This window comes from Neobacillus massiliamazoniensis (assembly GCF_001048695.1).
Lineage (GTDB): Bacteria > Bacillota > Bacilli > Bacillales > Cytobacillaceae > Neobacillus > Neobacillus massiliamazoniensis.
In genome coordinates this window covers 386,335-403,535 of sequence record NZ_CVRB01000001.1, presented here as the reverse complement: position 1 = coordinate 403,535, position 17,201 = coordinate 386,335, and the positions used below count along the sequence as shown (strand labels likewise).

17 protein-coding genes are annotated in these 17,201 nt (G+C 40.3%); all 17 read left to right on the top strand.

The window, feature by feature from the left end; translation table 11 throughout:
* Window positions 1-81 precede the first annotated feature (81 nt).
* Window positions 82-963, top strand: a complete 882-nt coding sequence (gene sdaAA / locus BN1082_RS02005; RefSeq protein WP_090630132.1) for an L-serine ammonia-lyase, iron-sulfur-dependent, subunit alpha — start codon at window positions 82-84, stop codon at window positions 961-963.
* Window positions 963-3,011 carry an ATP-dependent DNA helicase RecG gene (recG, locus tag BN1082_RS02000; protein ID WP_090630129.1) on the top strand — a complete coding sequence of 683 codons (2,049 nt, stop codon included), beginning with the start codon at window positions 963-965 and terminating at the stop codon, window positions 3,009-3,011. Before sdaAA ends, recG begins: the two co-directional genes overlap by 1 nt.
* A 240-nt stretch (window positions 3,012-3,251) precedes the next feature.
* Window positions 3,252-3,818 (top strand): transcription factor FapR, encoded by a 567-nt coding sequence (gene fapR, locus BN1082_RS01995; protein WP_090630127.1) that lies wholly within the window; start codon window positions 3,252-3,254, stop codon window positions 3,816-3,818.
* Between the two features lie 13 nt (window positions 3,819-3,831).
* The gene (plsX, locus tag BN1082_RS01990; RefSeq protein ID WP_090630124.1) at window positions 3,832-4,836 is read left to right on the top strand and encodes a phosphate acyltransferase PlsX; all 1,005 of its coding nucleotides are present in this window, start codon (window positions 3,832-3,834) and stop codon (window positions 4,834-4,836) included.
* 15 nt (window positions 4,837-4,851) lie between these two features.
* Window positions 4,852-5,799 carry an ACP S-malonyltransferase gene (fabD, locus tag BN1082_RS01985; RefSeq protein ID WP_090630122.1) on the top strand — a complete coding sequence of 316 codons (948 nt, stop codon included), beginning with the start codon at window positions 4,852-4,854 and terminating at the stop codon, window positions 5,797-5,799.
* Complete coding sequence (fabG, locus tag BN1082_RS01980) at window positions 5,796-6,539, top strand: 3-oxoacyl-[acyl-carrier-protein] reductase (protein ID WP_090630119.1); 744 nt, start codon at window positions 5,796-5,798, stop codon at window positions 6,537-6,539. The genes fabD and fabG overlap by 4 nt, the downstream gene beginning before the upstream one ends.
* A gap of 283 nt (window positions 6,540-6,822) precedes the next feature.
* Window positions 6,823-7,056, top strand: a complete 234-nt coding sequence (locus tag BN1082_RS01975) for an acyl carrier protein (protein WP_090630117.1) — start codon at window positions 6,823-6,825, stop codon at window positions 7,054-7,056.
* A 158-nt stretch (window positions 7,057-7,214) separates the two neighbouring features.
* Window positions 7,215-7,952: a ribonuclease III gene (gene rnc, locus BN1082_RS01970; RefSeq protein WP_090630115.1), complete on the top strand. Its 738-nt coding sequence runs from the start codon at window positions 7,215-7,217 to the stop codon at window positions 7,950-7,952.
* Window positions 7,953-7,988: 36 nt separating this feature from the next.
* A complete protein-coding gene (gene smc / locus BN1082_RS01965) occupies window positions 7,989-11,555 on the top strand; it encodes a chromosome segregation protein SMC (RefSeq protein WP_090630112.1) in 3,567 nt (1,188 codons plus the stop codon).
* A 17-nt stretch (window positions 11,556-11,572) separates the two neighbouring features.
* Complete coding sequence (gene ftsY, locus BN1082_RS01960; protein WP_090630109.1) at window positions 11,573-12,559, top strand: signal recognition particle-docking protein FtsY; 987 nt, start codon at window positions 11,573-11,575, stop codon at window positions 12,557-12,559.
* 424 nt (window positions 12,560-12,983) lie between these two features.
* The gene (locus BN1082_RS01955) at window positions 12,984-13,313 is read left to right on the top strand and encodes a putative DNA-binding protein (RefSeq protein WP_090630107.1); all 330 of its coding nucleotides are present in this window, start codon (window positions 12,984-12,986) and stop codon (window positions 13,311-13,313) included.
* Between the two features lie 17 nt (window positions 13,314-13,330).
* Window positions 13,331-14,683 (top strand): signal recognition particle protein, encoded by a 1,353-nt coding sequence (gene ffh / locus BN1082_RS01950; protein WP_090630104.1) that lies wholly within the window; start codon window positions 13,331-13,333, stop codon window positions 14,681-14,683.
* 96 nt (window positions 14,684-14,779) lie between these two features.
* Window positions 14,780-15,052 (top strand): 30S ribosomal protein S16, encoded by a 273-nt coding sequence (gene rpsP, locus BN1082_RS01945; protein WP_090630103.1) that lies wholly within the window; start codon window positions 14,780-14,782, stop codon window positions 15,050-15,052.
* 12 nt (window positions 15,053-15,064) lie between these two features.
* Window positions 15,065-15,295 carry a KH domain-containing protein gene (locus tag BN1082_RS01940; RefSeq protein ID WP_090630100.1) on the top strand — a complete coding sequence of 77 codons (231 nt, stop codon included), beginning with the start codon at window positions 15,065-15,067 and terminating at the stop codon, window positions 15,293-15,295.
* 148 nt (window positions 15,296-15,443) lie between these two features.
* Entirely contained in the window at window positions 15,444-15,833 is a 390-nt protein-coding gene (locus BN1082_RS01935) for a YlqD family protein (protein ID WP_090630097.1), read from the top strand.
* Window positions 15,834-15,841: 8 nt separating this feature from the next.
* Window positions 15,842-16,360, top strand: coding sequence for a ribosome maturation factor RimM (gene rimM / locus BN1082_RS01930; protein ID WP_090630095.1), 519 nt, complete (start codon window positions 15,842-15,844; stop codon window positions 16,358-16,360).
* Window positions 16,360-17,100, top strand: a complete 741-nt coding sequence (gene trmD / locus BN1082_RS01925; protein WP_176699697.1) for a tRNA (guanosine(37)-N1)-methyltransferase TrmD — start codon at window positions 16,360-16,362, stop codon at window positions 17,098-17,100. The genes rimM and trmD overlap by 1 nt, the downstream gene beginning before the upstream one ends.
* Window positions 17,101-17,201 lie beyond the last annotated feature (101 nt).

Sequence of the window (17,201 nt, the reverse complement as noted above, 5' to 3'; positions counted from 1 at the left end):
ATCGCTTCTGAAACTTACACTTATGGAGCTAGGCAGTTCTCACAGTTCTGATAAATTATGTAAACAATGAGGAGGAAAACCGTGTTTCGCAACGTAGCTGAGTTAATTGAACTCGCCAACAGTCAAAATAAAAAAATTTCCGAAATTATGATAGAACAAGAAATGAATGTAACCGGTCGTTCCCGCGAAGAAATTATTGCTTTCATGGACCGTAATCTTACAGTTATGGAAGAGGCAGTCGAACGTGGGATTAAGGGGGTTAAATCTCATTCTGGATTGACAGGAGGAGACGCTGTCCTCCTGCAAAACTATATTGAAAAAGGAGAGTTTTTAACCGGAGAAACGATCCTTGATGCTGTAAGCAAAGCAGTTGCGACAAATGAAGTAAACGCAGCTATGGGAACTATTTGTGCCACCCCTACAGCAGGTTCTGCGGGCGTAGTTCCCGGAACATTATTCGCTCTAAAAAATAAGCTTAATCCGTCAAGGGAGAAAATGGTTTCTTTCCTGTTTACTGCCGGAGCATTTGGATTTGTAGTGGCAAATAATGCCTCCATTTCAGGGGCTGCCGGGGGCTGCCAAGCTGAGGTTGGATCCGCTGCGGGAATGGCGGCAGCGGCAATCGTGGAAATGGCTGGAGGAACACCTGAACAATGTGCCGAGGCAATGGCCATTACGTTAAAAAATATGCTTGGGCTAGTCTGTGATCCAGTTGCCGGACTTGTAGAAGTCCCTTGTGTAAAGAGAAATGCAATGGGTGCCGCGAATGCAATGGTTGCGGCAGATATGGCCTTAGCAGGGGTAACAAGTCGTATACCATGTGATGAAGTAATTGAGGCAATGTTTAAAATCGGTCAAGCAATGCCTACAGCTTTAAAAGAAACAGCACAGGGAGGGTTGGCGGCTACACCGACAGGTCGTGAGTATGAGGCGAAAATCTTCGGTATACCGCTCAAGAAATAGTGAATCCAAATCTTAACCAATCCGTTATGGCTTTAAAAGGGATCGGAGAAGAAACGGCTCAAAACCTAGCGGAAATGAAAATCTTTTCAATTAATGATTTATTAGAATATTTTCCGTATCGATATGATGATTATTCTTTGCGAGATCTTGCAGAGGTACAGCATGATGAGAAAGTGACGGTGGAAGGGAAGGTTCATAGTGAGCCTTCTCTAAGTTTTTATGGACGCAAGAAATCAAAGCTCATGATTCGTCTTTTCGTCGGTCGCTATTTAATTAAAGTCGTCTTTTTTAATCAGCCATATTTAAAAAATAAATTAATTGTCAATGAAACGATAACAGTAACCGGGAAATGGGATGCCCATCGACAGACGATTACTGCAAGTGAAATGCAATCAGGCCCTAATGGTAAAATAAAGGACTTTGAACCGGTCTATTCACTAAGAGGAAAAATCACAAATAAAGGAATGCGAAAATTTATATACCTGGCGTTTCAACAATATGGCCAATCCATTGAAGAAAACATGCCAATATCTCTTTTACAAACATATAAGTTATTAAATCGTAAAGATGCGTTACAGGTAATGCATTTTCCGAAAAACGCTGAAGATGTAAAGCATGCTAGACGACGCTTTGTTTATGAAGAGTTTCTATTGTTTCAATTGAAAATGCAGGCGTTACGAAAATTTGAACGCGAGCACAACCCGGGAATCAGCCAGGATTATAATTTATCAAAAGTAAAGGAATTTATTAAGTGTCTCCCCTTCCCGTTAACAACTGCGCAAAAACGAGTCGTGAACGAGATCATGACTGATCTAAAAGCATCAACACGAATGAATCGTCTACTGCAAGGTGATGTAGGCTCCGGTAAGACAGTGGTTGCCGCAATTGGTTTATACGCTAGCGTAACCGCCGGTTTTCAAGGGGCGCTAATGGTTCCAACTGAAATTCTCGCTGAACAGCATGCACAATCACTCAACGACCTACTCGCTCCCTTTCAGGTCCGCTGTGAGCTGTTAACAAGCGCTGTCAAAGGGAAAAGAAGGAGAGAAATCCTAGCAGACCTGAGCAATGGAGAGATTGATATATTAATAGGAACACACGCCCTGATCCAGGATGAGGTTTCATTTCAAAAATTAGGCTTTGTGATTACCGATGAACAGCATCGCTTTGGTGTTGAGCAGCGAAGAGTATTACGAGAAAAAGGTGAGAATCCGGACGTTTTGTTTATGACGGCAACACCAATTCCAAGAACGCTTGCTATTACGGTTTTTGGCGAAATGGATGTTTCGATAATTGATGAAATGCCAGCAGGGAGAAAATCGATTGAAACGTATTGGGCGAAACCGGAAATGCTTGACCGTGTTCTTTCATTTGTGGAAAAAGAATTGGCCAAAAGCCATCAGGCATATGTCATTTGCCCGTTAATAGAGGAATCGGATAAGCTTGATGTTCAAAATGCAATTGATGTGCATACTACTCTATCGCATTATTTTCAAAATCGCTTTAAAGTCGGATTGATGCATGGCCGTTTAAGCTCAGATGAAAAGGACGCGGTGATGAAAGCATTTAGCGTGAATGATATTCAAGTTCTGGTTTCAACCACAGTCGTAGAGGTCGGTGTGAATGTCCCTAATGCAACCATCATGGTCATTTATGATGCCGAAAGGTTTGGCTTGTCACAGCTTCACCAGCTGCGTGGACGGGTCGGCAGGGGAAGTGATCAGTCATATTGTATTTTGCTCGCTGCGCCAAAGTCTGAAGTAGGACAAGAAAGAATGAGAATTATGACGGAAACAAATGATGGTTTTGTTTTAAGTGAAAAGGATTTAGAACTTAGAGGACCAGGTGACTTTTTTGGAAAAAAACAAAGCGGTATTCCGGAATTTCGGGTAGCGGACATGGTTCATGACTATCGTACTTTAGAAGTAGCAAGAAACGATGCTGCTAGACTTATTCAATCAAAAGCCTTTTGGACTTCTCCAGAATATGAATACTTAAAACGACAGCTTGAAGAAACAGGAGTTCTTGAGGGTGAAAAATTGGATTAAAATAGTTCAATTTCTTTAAGGTGCAAATTTTTAGGACTATCTACAAATTCGGAGAGGTATCTACGAAATTCGGCCTACAATCTACAATTTTGGGATTAGTTGGTAAGCTCGAGCTTCTCCAGTCAACTTTCAAAAAAATTAGAAAAAGCAGGTTGTAAAGAATAATTCTTGCAATCTGCTTTTTCTAATTTTATACTACTATTAGTACCTAGTCATAAGAGCTCGGATGGTGTGAATAAAATGAGAAGAACCAAAAAAGAACGCCAACAATTGTTATCAACAACAATTAAAGAAAATCCCTTTATTACGGATGAAGAGCTAGCAGAAAAATTTCAAGTAAGTGTTCAAACCATTCGGCTAGACCGGTTAGAATTGTCGATTCCTGAATTGCGTGAACGAATTAAAAATGTTGCCGAGAAGCGATATGAAGATGAAGTTCGTTCCTTGCCGCTTGAAGAAGTGATTGGTGAAATCATTGATATTGAACTTGATCAAAGTGCGATTTCCATTTTTGACGTAAAGGAAGAGCATGTTTTCAAAAGAAACAAAATTGCTCGGGGGCATCATGTTTTTGCACAGGCGAACTCTCTTGCTGTAGCTGTTATTAATGATGAATTAGCATTAACTGCAAAGGCCAATATCCAATTTAAGCGTTCTGTTAAACAAAATGAACGGGTAATAGCGAAAGCAAGAGTTTTGAAAATTGATAAGGAACACGGACGAACCTTTGTTGAAGTTAACAGCTCAGTCAACAATGAACTAGTTTTTACCGGAGAATTTGAAATGTATCGTTCGAAAAATCAATAAAGGATGATCCGAAATGAAAATTGCAATAGATGCAATGGGCGGTGACAACGCACCAAAGGAAATAGTACTTGGTGCCATGAAAGCAGTCCAAGAATTTTCCAACCTACATATAACCCTTGTCGGGGATGAAAAGCAAATAAAAGAATATTTAACTTCTGATGAACGAATCACTATTCTACATACGACGGAAGTCATTCTTGGAACAGATGAACCAGTAAGAGCAGTCCGCCGTAAAAAAAATGCCTCGATGGTTCTTGCCGCACAGCAAGCAGCTGACGGGTCTGTTGATGCTTGTATTTCTGCAGGGAATACTGGTGCATTAATGGCTGCTGGACTTTTTGTTGTAGGAAGAATTGAAGGGATTGATCGTCCTGCTTTAGCTCCTACTCTGCCAACATTAGGAGGGGAAGGCTTTCTTCTGCTTGATGTGGGAGCTAACGCCGATGCTAAACCAGAGCATTTACTTCAATATGCCATTATGGGTTCTATCTACAGCGAAAAAGTAAGAGGGGTAACAAGACCTCGAGTTGGACTACTAAACATCGGAACGGAAGAGAAGAAAGGAAATGAATTAACAAAGCATTCCTTTGACCTTCTAAAAAATGCCGATTTAAATTTCATCGGAAATGTGGAAGCTCGTGACTTACTTGAAGGAGTCGCAGATGTGGTCGTGACCGATGGGTTTACCGGAAACATGGTATTAAAAACGATTGAGGGAACTGCACTTTCCATGTTTAAAATGTTAAAGACTACATTAATGAGCAGTTTAAAAAGTAAATTGGCCGCTGCTGTTTTAAAACCGAATTTAATGAGCTTGAAAAATACATTGGATTATTCAGAATATGGTGGGGCTGCTTTATTTGGGTTAAAGTCCCCTGTCATCAAAGCACATGGCTCATCGAATAGCCGGGCTATTTTTAGTGCCATTAGGCAAACAAAAGACATGGTTGAAAAAGGTGTAGTCGGACAAATCCAAAAAACGGTCGAAGAGTCAAGTAATTCTAAAATTGAGAGCTAAAGAAGGAGAGTTGAAATGAGTAAGGTAGCATTTGTTTTTCCAGGGCAAGGTTCACAGGTTACGGGAATGGGAAAAGTGTTGGCAGATCAGCATCCTGAGGTTATGGATTATTTCAGCAAAGCAGACCAAACCTTGAAATATCAATTAAGTGAACTTATTTTTGAAGGGCCTCAAGAAGAGTTAACGAAAACGGTTAATGCCCAACCAGCCTTGCTAACGACTAGCATTGCCATTTTAGACTATTTTCAAAGGTCAGGAATTAAAGCCGATTATGTTGCAGGTCATAGTTTAGGGGAATATACCGCTCTAGTCGCAGCACGTGCATTAACCTTTGAAGAAGGTGTTTATGCTGTCCGCAAAAGAGGAGAGTTTATGGAGAAGGCTGTTCCAAATGGTGAAGGGACAATGGCGGCTGTTTTAGGGCTTGACCGAAAAAGCCTATCTGAGGCAACACAATCGGTCGATGAATCAGGCTTTCCTGTATCTCTGGCAAATTTAAACTGCCCTGGGCAAATCGTGATTTCAGGCTCAAGAAAAGGAGTTGAATTGGCAGGAGAAAAGGCCAAAGAAAGTGGTGCAAAACGCGTCATTCCTTTAGTAGTTAGTGGTCCATTTCATTCATCATTAATGAAACCAGCTTCAACTGAATTACGAGCCGTGTTAGATGGACTCGACATGAAAGATGCAGCCATTCCAGTTATCGCCAATGTATCTGCAGATGTTATGAGTTTGGCAGTTGAAATTAAAGAAAAACTAATCGAACAACTCTATAGCCCTGTATTATGGGAGGATTCAGTCCAAAAAATGATTGATTTGGGCGTGGATACCTTTATTGAAATTGGACCTGGAAAAGTACTTTCTGGTTTAATTAAAAAAATTGATCGCTCAGTGAAAGTGTATTCCGTTTCGGATGAGGAAAGCTGTCAAACAGTGATTAATGCCTTAAAGGAGGAAAAATTATGAATTTAGAAGGAAAAGCCGCTCTGGTTACTGGTGCTTCAAGAGGAATTGGCAGAGAAATCGCCCTTGAACTAGCTAGACAGGGAGCAAACGTAGCTGTTAATTTTGCCGGTAGTGAAGCAAAAGCAAATGAGGTTGTGGATGAAATAAAAGCCCTTGGCCGGGATGCCTTTACGGTGAAATGTGATGTTTCAGATTCTGACCAAGTAGCAGAAATGATTAAGGCTGCCGTTGATCGTTTTGGTAAGCTGGATATCCTTGTTAATAACGCTGGTATTACAAGGGATAACCTATTAATGAGAATGAAAGAGGAAGAATGGGACGAAGTCATTAATATTAATCTTAAGGGCGTATTCCTTTGTACGAAAGCGGTAACTAGACAGATGATGAAGCAGCGCTATGGAAGGATTATTAATATTGCTTCAATTGTCGGTGTAAGTGGAAATCCGGGGCAGGCTAATTATGTCGCAGCAAAAGCGGGTGTCATCGGATTGACGAAAACAACAGCCAAGGAACTTGCTTCTCGTAATATTACGGTAAATGCAATTGCTCCAGGCTTCATTACAACCGATATGACAGATAAGTTAACTGAGGAAATAAAAGCAGAGATGTTAAAACAGATTCCTTTGGCCCGATTAGGAGAGCCTAAAGATATTGCAAAAGTAACTGCATTTCTAGCATCTGATGACTCTGCATATATGACTGGTCAGACGCTCCATATTGACGGCGGCATGGTAATGTAAAAAAGAAAAGCGGAAGCGCCTTGATCAGCCCCGACAGGCATAAGACGCTTCCAAAAAGAAGGCGCTTTTTGCCTTCGTTTTGGAAGTGGCTTATGACCCCGAGGGGCTAGGCGCTGGAGCTGGACAAATGAAAAGCGGAAGCGCCTTGTGACACCGAGCCTATGGCGCCTGGAGCTAGACAAAAAAAGCGGAAGTGTCTTAACAAGGTACTGACAAAAATTTTTTCTTTCATTTCTTATTTGGATGTAATACACTATAATAGCTTGAGGGGAGGTGAACAAGCATGGCAGATGTATTAGAACGTGTTACAAAGATCATCGTTGACCGTTTAGGAGTAGACGAGTCGCAAGTTACGCTTGAGGCTTCTTTTAAGGATGATCTTGGCGCTGATTCCCTTGACGTAGTTGAACTAGTAATGGAATTAGAAGATGAGTTCGATATGGAAATTTCTGACGATGATGCTGAAAAAATCGGCTCGGTTGGTGATGCTGTTAACTACATAAATAGCAAAAGATAATCGTTGGATTTCTTGGAAGCTCCGTTTTCAAACGGAGCTTTCTTCTGTACTATAGAACATGAGGCATGAAGAGGAGAGACGCCTCTTAGCATTTTGAATGATATTATCTAAACAGATCTCAAAGAAATGTGTAAATTTAATGCAAGGTGGAGACTTTCATGCGCAAAAATGGAAAAGAAAAGAATGTTCGCGCAAAAGAAAATCAATTTAAGGATTTTCAAGAAAATATTGGAATTTCGTTCGAAGATGAAAGATTATTAAAGCAAGCTTTCACTCATTCATCCTATGTGAATGAGCATCGCAGAAAGCCGTCTGAAGATAATGAACGGCTAGAATTTTTAGGAGATGCTGTACTCGAGTTGACTGTATCTCAATTCCTTTTTAAAAAATATCCATTGATGAGCGAAGGAGAACTTACGAAACTCAGAGCAGCCATTGTCTGTGAGCCTTCACTCGTTACCCTAGCAAATGAGCTTTCCTTTGGGAGTTTAATTTTGTTAGGGAAGGGAGAGGAAATGACCGGTGGAAGAGAACGTCCGGCACTACTAGCTGACGTTTTTGAGGCCTTCATCGGTGCATTATTTTTGGATAAAGGAATTGAAGTTGTTATTGGTCTTCTTGAAAAAGTGGTTTTTCCAAAAATAAACGCAGGTGCTTTTTCTCATGTGATGGATTTTAAAAGCCAATTGCAAGAATTAATTCAGCGTAATGGTACAGGTGTAATTGAATACCGTGTCCTTCAAGAAAAAGGACCAGCTCACAATAAGGAATTTGTCTCTAGAGTTTCCTTGAATGGTAATGAGTTAGGGATCGGGACCGGAAAATCCAAAAAAGAAGCAGAACAACATGCCGCCCAAATGGCGCTTGCGGTATTAAAAGAAAAAACAACTCTGTAAAGACATAAACGGCCGCCGGCAAGGGAGGATAATGGAATGTATTTAAAACGGTTAGATATCATTGGTTTTAAATCCTTCGCCGATCGTATCGGAGTGGATTTTGTTCCAGGAGTTACGGCTGTTGTCGGCCCAAATGGAAGTGGAAAAAGCAATATCACTGATGCCATTCGCTGGGTATTAGGAGAACAATCAGCTAAATCGTTAAGAGGCTCCAAAATGGAAGATATTATTTTTGCCGGGAGCGATACAAGAAAAGCTCTTAATTTTGCTGAAGTTTCCTTGACCTTGGATAATGAAGAACAGGGACTTGCGATTGATTATAACGAGGTAAGTGTAACTCGGAGGGTTTCTCGATCGGGTGATAGTGATTTTTTCATCAATAAACAGCCCTGCCGACTTAAAGATATCGTTGATTTATTTATGGATTCCGGTCTTGGTAAAGAAGCTTTTTCGATTATTAGCCAAGGAAAAGTGGAAGAAATATTAAATAGTAAAGCAGAAGATCGAAGGACGATTTTTGAGGAAGCCGCAGGGGTATTGAAGTATAAAAACCGTAAGAGGCAAGCAGAAGGAAAGCTTACGGAGACTCAGGATAACTTAAATCGTGTCAATGATATTATTCATGAATTAGAAAGCCAAGTGGAGCCATTAAAAATTCAAGCTTCCATCGCTAAGGACTACTTAGAGAAAAAAGATGAACTAGAAAAAATTGAAGTTTCGCTAACGGTATATGAAATTGAAGACCTTCATCATAAATGGGAACGGTTTTCCAAACAGCTTCTAGAACATCAACAAGAGGAATTAAAGCTTTCTGCAGAGATGCAGAAAAAGGAAGCAAAAATGGAAGAAACAAGGGATCACCTGACTGCATTAGATGAGTCAATCTCAAGCTTGCAGAATGTTTTACTCCATGCCACTGAAGAGCTTGAAAAATTAGAAGGAAGAAAAGAGGTATTGAAAGAACGGAAGAAAAATGCCTCACAAAATAAAGAACAGCTTGAGAAAAATATCCAGGAAATAACCGAAAAAATAAGTCTTTTAAAAAAGAATAGTGGAGTACAGGAAGAAGCTGTTAGGGTTCTTAACGTACAATCAAAGGAACTACAAAGGGTTTTAAAAGAAAAGCAGGAAAAAATGCTGCTATTCGCAGAAAATATTGACGAAAAAATAGAAGCATTAAAAAGTGAATATTTTGATCTTTTAAACGAACAAACGAGTGCGAAAAACGAAATTAAGTATATTGATCAGCAGTTTGAAGTGCACGAAAAAAAGAGCAATCGCCTTGATGCAGAAAATGATAAATTCCTAAAAGAGCGCCAAATTGCCCAAACTAAAAAGATTGAGGTTCTTTCAGCGTTAGAGGATATTCAAAGGAAACTAGCGGATCAGGTTGCCGTTTATCGCAATGAAGAACGTAAGCGAGAGACGGTCAAAACGAATTATCAAAAGCAAGAAAAGACTTTATATGATGCATATCAAATTTTACAAAAAGCAAAGTCAAGAAAAGAAATGTTAGAAGAAATGGAAGAAGAGTTTTCTGGCTTTTTTCAAGGTGTCAAAGAAGTATTAAAGGCTCGGGGAAAAAATCTTAATGGAATCGAAGGGGCCGTTGCTGAACTGGTGTCAGTCCCGAAAGAGTACGATCTCGCATTTGAAACCGCGCTTGGTGGGGCGCTTCAGCACATTGTTGTAGATCATGAGCAAAACGCAAGAGCAGCCATTCAATTTTTAAAACAGAATGGCTATGGCCGGGCCACTTTTTTGCCGTTAAGTGTTATCAAAGGAAGAACATTATCAGCTGCGCAGCTTTCTTCCATACAACATCATCCTTCCTTGATCGGCCCTGCCAGCAGTCTTGTAAGTTTTGAAAAAAAGTATGAAGACGTCATCAGCAATTTGCTTGGCAATGTTGTGATTGCAAAGGATCTAAAGGGCGCTAATGAACTTGCTAAGCTTCTTCAATACCGCTGCCGTATCGTTACAGTTGATGGGGATATCGTTAATCCTGGCGGCTCTATGACGGGAGGGGCAGTGAAACAAAAAACATCATCGCTGTTATCCCGTAAAACAGAACTTGAGGACTTAAAGGGAAAACTAGTGATCATGGATGAAAAAACAACTAGTTTAGAAAACCTTGTTAAAACATTAAAGAAAGAAGTCCAAGAAGTAGAACTCCAGATTGAAGGAATGCGAAAAGATGGAGAGAACCATAGATTGAATGAACAGTCATTAAAAGGCGATCTCCGTGAAGCAGAGCTAGAGGAAAAAACAATTAATGACCGGTTGGCCATTTATGATCTGGAAAATGCGCAGTTTAAAGAGGAGCAAGGGGCTTTAACCAGTAGAAGAAATGAATTATTTGCTTCATTAGATTCCTACAAAGAAAAGATCGCTACTCTTGAGAATCAGATGGCAATCCTCACCGAACAAAAGACTCATAATTTATCTTCGAAGGAAATGCTAATCAATCAAATTAATGATGTAAAGGTTGAACTTGCTGCGAAAAATGAGCAATTCGTTAATGCAAAAGAGCGATTAGTCCAGACAAAAGAAGATTTGAATGAGAGCGAACGGAAGCTGGCGTATTACAACGAGGACCTACAACTATTATCCTCCGAAATGACGAACAGTTCTTCAGGGGAGGAACAGCTGGAAGTAGCTGTTAAGCGGAAGCAGCAGGATAAAGATGAAACCATTCAACTGATCTCCTCAAGAAGGCAAGAACGTTTAGAACTGGCACAAACGCTGGAAGATATGGAAGTAGACGCAAAAGAAATAAAGCGAGTTCATAAAGGTATGGTTGAAGTTTTAAAGGATGAAGAAGTGAAAATCAACCGCTTGGATGTTGAGCTAGAAAATCGTTTAGCCCACCTGAGAGAAGAATATTTGTTATCCTTTGAGGCAGCAAAAGAGCAATATCCCCTAACGATCCCGATTGAAGAAGCCAAGAAAAAAGTAAAGCTGATTAAATTAGCAATTGAAGAACTTGGTAATGTTAATCTTGGTGCAATAGAGGAGTATGAGCGTGTTTCCGAACGTTATGAATTTTTGAGTGAACAAAAAACCGATTTACAAGAGGCTAAGGATACCCTCTTCCAAGTCATTGAAGAGATGGACGTTGAAATGAAAAGACGCTTTAAACAAACTTTTGAAGGAATTCGCACCCATTTCGAACCCGTTTTTCGTGCTCTTTTCGGCGGCGGCAGAGCGGATTTACGTCTGACAGAACCAGAGGACTTACTAAAAACAGGTGTGGAAATTGTCGCCCAGCCTCCTGGCAAAAAGCTGCAAAATTTAGCGCTTTTATCAGGGGGAGAACGGGCATTGACGGCGATTGCACTGCTCTTTTCTATTTTAAAAATACGTCCGGTACCGTTCTGTATTTTAGATGAGGTAGAAGCTGCTCTCGATGAAGCTAATGTCTATCGCTTCAGCCAATATTTAAAACGATACAGTTCAGAAACTCAATTTATTGTGATTACCCATCGAAAAGGAACAATGGAAGAAGCAGATGTATTATATGGCGTCACGATGCAGGAATCCGGTGTCTCAAAACTTGTATCAGTGCGATTAGAAGATACGAAGGAACTGGTTGAGTCCTAATAAAGGAAGTGAAATAAATGAGCTTTTTCAAAAAATTAAAAGAAAAAATTACGAAGCAAACAGATTCAGTGACGGAGAAGTTTAAGGATGGCCTGTCGAAAACGAGGAGCAATTTTTCAGAAAAAGTAAACAATCTTGTTGCCCGTTATCGGAAGGTGGATGAAGACTTTTTTGAAGAGCTTGAAGAAATCTTGATTCAAGCGGATGTCGGCTTTGATACGGTAATGAAGCTTATTGATGAGCTGAAGTTGGAAGTAAAACGACGCAATATCCAGGATCCTGCAGAGGTGCAAAGTGTAATTTCCGAGAAGCTTGTGGATATTTATAATGCCGGTGAAGAGCTAACTTCAAATTTGAATTTGCAAACGGACGAGCTTACGGTTATTTTATTTGTTGGGGTTAACGGTGTCGGAAAAACGACAACAATTGGTAAACTTGGGCATAAGTTTAAGAGTGAAGGGAAAAAAGTGCTGATGGCAGCCGGTGACACCTTCCGTGCCGGGGCAATCGAGCAGCTCGAGGTTTGGGGTGAAAGAGTCGGTGTAGAAGTCATTAAGCAGGCTGAAGGATCCGACCCAGCAGCTGTCATGTTTGATGCGATACAAGCAGCGAAAGCCCGTAAAGCGGATATATTATTGTGTGATACAGCAGGAAGGCTGCAAAATAAAGTAAACCTAATGAAAGAGCTGGAAAAAGTAAAACGTGTCATCGAGAGAGAAGTGCCTGGGGCACCGCACGAGGTTCTGCTAGTTCTTGATGCAACAACCGGACAAAATGCTCTGATTCAGGCAAAAACCTTTAAGGAAGTAACAAATGTCAGCGGCATCGTACTGTCTAAATTAGACGGTACAGCAAAAGGTGGTATTGTTTTGGCAATCCGTAATGAATTAAAAATCCCAGTGAAGTTTGTCGGCCTTGGAGAAAAAATGGATGACCTCCAAGAATTCAATGCTGAACAATATGTTTACGGTTTATTTGCAGACCAGGTGGAAAAATCAGAATAATTAGTTGTATAAAAGCAGTATTTGTTCAAAAGTACTGCTTTTCTTTTTTAATGGCTGTGTTAAAGGTCATTGTTGATTTTTGAAACAATGTTGATTGGAGCGGAAGGCGCGAGATCCTCGAAAATGCTATCGCATTTCCTTCGTGCGGTGTAGATTCAATGATGCTGATTCAACGTCCTGCGGGAGTACGGGGCAGGGGAGACCCCACAGGCGCTTAAGCGCCTAGGAGGCTCCCCGGCACGCCCGCGGATGCTCGCTTCTTGAGCGCAAATCAACAGGCAAGTTTAAAACGCCTTTTTAATTTAGAAACCTATCAAAATACGAAACACTTATTGATGTTAAGGCATTATCTTGACATAAGGTTTCCTGCTGTGTAAACTACTTTTGTAAAGGCTTTTCACTTAACAAGAAGGGAGCTCATGGCATGCTTGAGAAGACAACTCGAATGAACTATCTTTATGATTTTTACTTTTCGTTGTTAACGCCAAAGCAGCAGAGCTATATGTCCCTCTATTATTTAGACGATTACTCTCTAGGGGAAATTGCCGAAGAGTATGAGGTTAGCCGCCAAGCCGTTTATGATAACATAAAGCGGACGGAAGCAATGCTGGAGGAATATGAGGAAAAGCTGCTATTATTTCAAAAGTTTCAAGAGCGAACTAGGCTCCTAAACCAATTAAAAAAATCACTTAATGAAGATTGTTCAAAGCAGGTAATATTGGAAGCTATTGAGGAGCTTGCGAAATTAGATTAGATTTGGAGGCGGCATGAATGGCATTTGAAGGATTAGCCGACCGACTGCAGAGTACCATACAAAAAATCCGTGGCAAAGGAAAGGTCTCTGAAACGGATGTAAAAGAAATGATGCGTGAAGTTCGCCTTGCTCTTCTCGAAGCAGACGTTAACTTCAAAGTTGTCAAAGATTTCGTAAAGAAAGTCAGTGAACGCGCCGTTGGACAGGAAGTTTTAAAAAGTTTAACTCCTGGACAGCAGATTATTAAAATCGTTAATGAGGAATTAACAGCATTAATGGGCGGTGAACAAAGCAAAATTGCTGTCTCGAATCGTCCACCGACAGTCATTATGATGGTCGGCCTGCAGGGTGCCGGTAAAACGACTACAACAGGAAAGCTTGCTAATCTGCTTCGCAAGAAGTATAACCGCAAACCATTGCTAGTTGCTGCTGATATTTATCGCCCAGCTGCAATCAAGCAGCTACAAACACTTGGAAAACAATTGGATATGCCTGTTTTCTCACTTGGAGACCAAGTAAGTCCGGTTGAAATTGCCAAGCAGGCGATTGCCAAAGCAAAAGAAGAACATCAAGATTATGTCCTAATCGATACCGCTGGCCGACTTCATGTCGATGAAGCATTGATGGATGAGTTAAAGGACATTAAAGAGTTAACTAAACCTGATGAAATCTTCCTCGTTGTCGATGCGATGACAGGTCAGGATGCTGTCAATGTCGCACAAAGCTTTAATGAACAGCTTGGTTTAACCGGTGTTGTATTGACAAAGCTTGATGGTGATACCCGCGGCGGTGCTGCTCTTTCCATTCGTGCTGTAACTCAAACACCAATTAAATTCGTTGGTCTTGGGGAGAAAATGGATGCGATTGAGCCCTTTCACCCTGAAAGGATGGCATCTAGGATTCTAGGCATGGGTGATGTGCTTACCTTAATTGAAAAAGCCCAAGCCAATGTGGATGAGGAAAAAGCAAAAGAGCTGGAGCAGAAAATGCGGACAGCTACCTTTACGCTTGATGACTTTTTAGATCAACTTGGTCAGGTTCGTAAATTAGGACCGCTTGACGAATTGTTAAAAATGATGCCAGGGGCAAATAAAATCAAAGGTTTGAATAATCTGCAAGTCGACGAAAAACAAATTGCTCACGTTGAGGCCATCATTCGTTCCATGACGAAGGAAGAGAAGATTCATCCGGAAATCATGAACTCGAATCGCAAACGGAGGATTGCTAAAGGAAGCGGACGTACTGTTCCTGAGGTAAACCGTTTACTTAAGCAGTTTGAGGATATGAAAAAAATGATGAAGCAAATGACTGGCATGCAACAAAAAGGAAAGAAAAAGGGCGGTTTCAAGTTTCCGTTTAAGCCTTTTTAATTTTTTTGATTCTGTAAAGAGAAAAACCTTTACAAACCAAATACTTTTCTGTAATATTATTTCTTGTGTAAAACATTTCGGAGGTGCTTATTAAAAATGGCAGTAAAAATTCGTTTAAAACGTATGGGAGCTAAGAAAACTCCTTTCTATCGTATTGTAGTAGCAGATTCTCGTTCACCACGTGATGGACGTTACATTGAAATCGTTGGAACATACAATCCAGTTGCACAACCAGCTTTGCTTGATATCAATGAAGAATTGGCTCTTAAATGGTTACAAGACGGAGCAAAACCATCTGATACAGTTCGTAATCTTTTCTCAAGCCAAGGCATCATGGAAAAATTCCATAATGCAAAATTAAGCAAGTAATCGTAACGGATAATGAAACAACTAATCGAAACGATTGTTAAGCCCATTGTTGATTTTCCCGATGAGGTTCATGTCGATGTTGTAGAAAATACTTCAACCATCACATATCAACTTTCCGTTAATAAGGCGGATATGGGAAAAGTAATCGGCAAGCAAGGGCGAGTTGCAAAGGCCATTAGGACTGTTGTCTATGCAGCAGGATCATCACAACAGAAAAAGATTTTTCTAGAAATTGGTGAATAGCTTTTTGCATCAAATTAAAGCTTCAGCGCCCGTTTAGTGAGTTTCACTAAACGGGCGCTGAATCTAGACATCTAGATGAAAGGGAGGGATCAACAGTCCTCCCTTTTTTGTTATAAGAAAAGCTTTAAGTTAAGAAGGAGGCAATCTTATGCAAATCATTCAAAATGTTGTGGTGAAGCAGATATTAACAGAAAATAGCAGAAAAAAACTATTAGAAAAATATCATTCCCAAATGCAGCAGCTTCAAAAAGAGTGCAGCCAGCTTCAATTTGAACTGAAACGATTGGAAAAGTCCAAAACCTTTTCACCCACAGCACTAAAAAAAAATTTCGAAAAGGAAATCCAATCCCGCAAAGAAAAAGAAAAACTCCTTGAGTTTCAAATTGAACAATTACATATGCTACCATTAGGCAGTGAACTTAAGGAAAAGGAAGTCCAAGCCCTTGTTGAAATAAAGGTTGGTGACCTTTGGGACGAAAAAATAGGGAAACCCTCAATTATCATAAAGGACGGCATTATAGAAGATATAAGAAGGTGAAAAGTGAAATGGAAAAATGGTTTAATGTCGGGAAAATTGTCAATACCCATGGAATAAAAGGAGAAGTTCGTGTTATATCGAGAACTGATTTCCCGGAAGCGCGATATAAAGTAGGAAACGTTTTATACTTGTTTTTGCCGAAATCTACCACACCTATTGAATTAACGATTAAAAGCCACCGAACCCATAAAAATTTTGAACTATTAACATTTGAAGGCTTCGAAAACATTAATGATGTTGAAAAGTTTCGTGATGGGATATTGAAGGTACCCGAATCACAGCTTGGTGAATTGAATGAGGATGAATATTATTATCATGAAATAATCGGCTGCATGGTTTTTACTATGAATGGGGATGAAATCGGAAAAATTACCGAAATTCTGACTCCGGGAGCAAATGATGTATGGGTCGTAAAAGGCAAGGGAGGCAAGGAGGTTTTGATTCCTTATATTTACGATGTTGTTAAAAAAGTAGATGTAAAAGAAAAAACCGTTTTCATAGAGCCGATGGAAGGGCTGCTTTCATGATGAAAATTGATGTGCTTACATTGTTCCCAGAAATGTTTTCAGGTGTACTCGGACAATCAATTTTGCATAAAGCCGCTGAAAAGTCAGCTGTGTCATATGGTGTAATTAATTTTCGCGACTATGCCGATAACAAGCATAATTCTGTCGATGACTATCCCTATGGCGGCGGTGCGGGAATGGTATTAATGCCACAGCCGATATTTGATGCTGTGGATGATCTTAAAGCAAAAGCTACATCTGGTAAAACAAGGGTCATTCTACTTTGCCCGCAAGGTGAACGCTATGATCAAAGGAAAGCTGAGGAATTGGCAAAAGAAGATCATCTGATTTTTATATGTGGTCATTATGAGGGATATGATGAGCGGATTCGTGAGCATGTGGTGACGGATGAAATATCGATAGGTGATTATGTTTTAACAGGCGGTGAACTAGGGGCTATGGTGGTTATTGATAGCATTGTCCGCCTTTTGCCTGAGGTGTTAGGAAACGAAGAGTCCCACATGAAGGATTCCTTTAGTACGGGGCTGCTTGAGCATCCTCATTACACTAGACCTGCTGATTTTCGTAGCTGGAAGGTTCCCGAAGTCCTGTTATCAGGGAATCACAAATTGATTGAAGAGTGGCGGAATAAAGAAGCATTGAGGCGGACACTAGTTAGACGCCCTGACCTTTTTGAGAAAATTGAATTAACAAAAAGCCAACAAAAATGGCTAGAAGAAGTAAAAAAAGAATACGAGTAGCTATTGCTTATTGTACACTATTTATGTTAAGATACATCTTGTGACTTAAGCTGATATTGTTTCAGATAGGGTCTTATAACGATGTTCCGCTGCAATTTCAA

What these genes read in the sequence shown, in the direction of transcription:
- fapR (WP_090630127.1), top strand. Translation starts at nt 3,252, where the DNA reads ATGAGAAGAACCAAAAAAGAACGCCAACAATTGTTATCAACAACAATT.
- plsX (WP_090630124.1), top strand. Translation starts at nt 3,832, where the DNA reads ATGAAAATTGCAATAGATGCAATGGGCGGTGACAACGCACCAAAGGAA.
- fabD (WP_090630122.1), top strand. Translation starts at nt 4,852, where the DNA reads ATGAGTAAGGTAGCATTTGTTTTTCCAGGGCAAGGTTCACAGGTTACG.
- fabG (WP_090630119.1), top strand. Translation starts at nt 5,796, where the DNA reads ATGAATTTAGAAGGAAAAGCCGCTCTGGTTACTGGTGCTTCAAGAGGA.
- BN1082_RS01975 (WP_090630117.1), top strand. Translation starts at nt 6,823, where the DNA reads ATGGCAGATGTATTAGAACGTGTTACAAAGATCATCGTTGACCGTTTA.
- rnc (WP_090630115.1), top strand. Translation starts at nt 7,215, where the DNA reads ATGCGCAAAAATGGAAAAGAAAAGAATGTTCGCGCAAAAGAAAATCAA.
- smc (WP_090630112.1), top strand. Translation starts at nt 7,989, where the DNA reads ATGTATTTAAAACGGTTAGATATCATTGGTTTTAAATCCTTCGCCGAT.
- ftsY (WP_090630109.1), top strand. Translation starts at nt 11,573, where the DNA reads ATGAGCTTTTTCAAAAAATTAAAAGAAAAAATTACGAAGCAAACAGAT.
- BN1082_RS01955 (WP_090630107.1), top strand. Translation starts at nt 12,984, where the DNA reads ATGCTTGAGAAGACAACTCGAATGAACTATCTTTATGATTTTTACTTT.
- ffh (WP_090630104.1), top strand. Translation starts at nt 13,331, where the DNA reads ATGGCATTTGAAGGATTAGCCGACCGACTGCAGAGTACCATACAAAAA.
- rpsP (WP_090630103.1), top strand. Translation starts at nt 14,780, where the DNA reads ATGGCAGTAAAAATTCGTTTAAAACGTATGGGAGCTAAGAAAACTCCT.
- BN1082_RS01940 (WP_090630100.1), top strand. Translation starts at nt 15,065, where the DNA reads ATGAAACAACTAATCGAAACGATTGTTAAGCCCATTGTTGATTTTCCC.
- BN1082_RS01935 (WP_090630097.1), top strand. Translation starts at nt 15,444, where the DNA reads ATGCAAATCATTCAAAATGTTGTGGTGAAGCAGATATTAACAGAAAAT.
- rimM (WP_090630095.1), top strand. Translation starts at nt 15,842, where the DNA reads ATGGAAAAATGGTTTAATGTCGGGAAAATTGTCAATACCCATGGAATA.
- trmD (WP_176699697.1), top strand. Translation starts at nt 16,360, where the DNA reads ATGAAAATTGATGTGCTTACATTGTTCCCAGAAATGTTTTCAGGTGTA.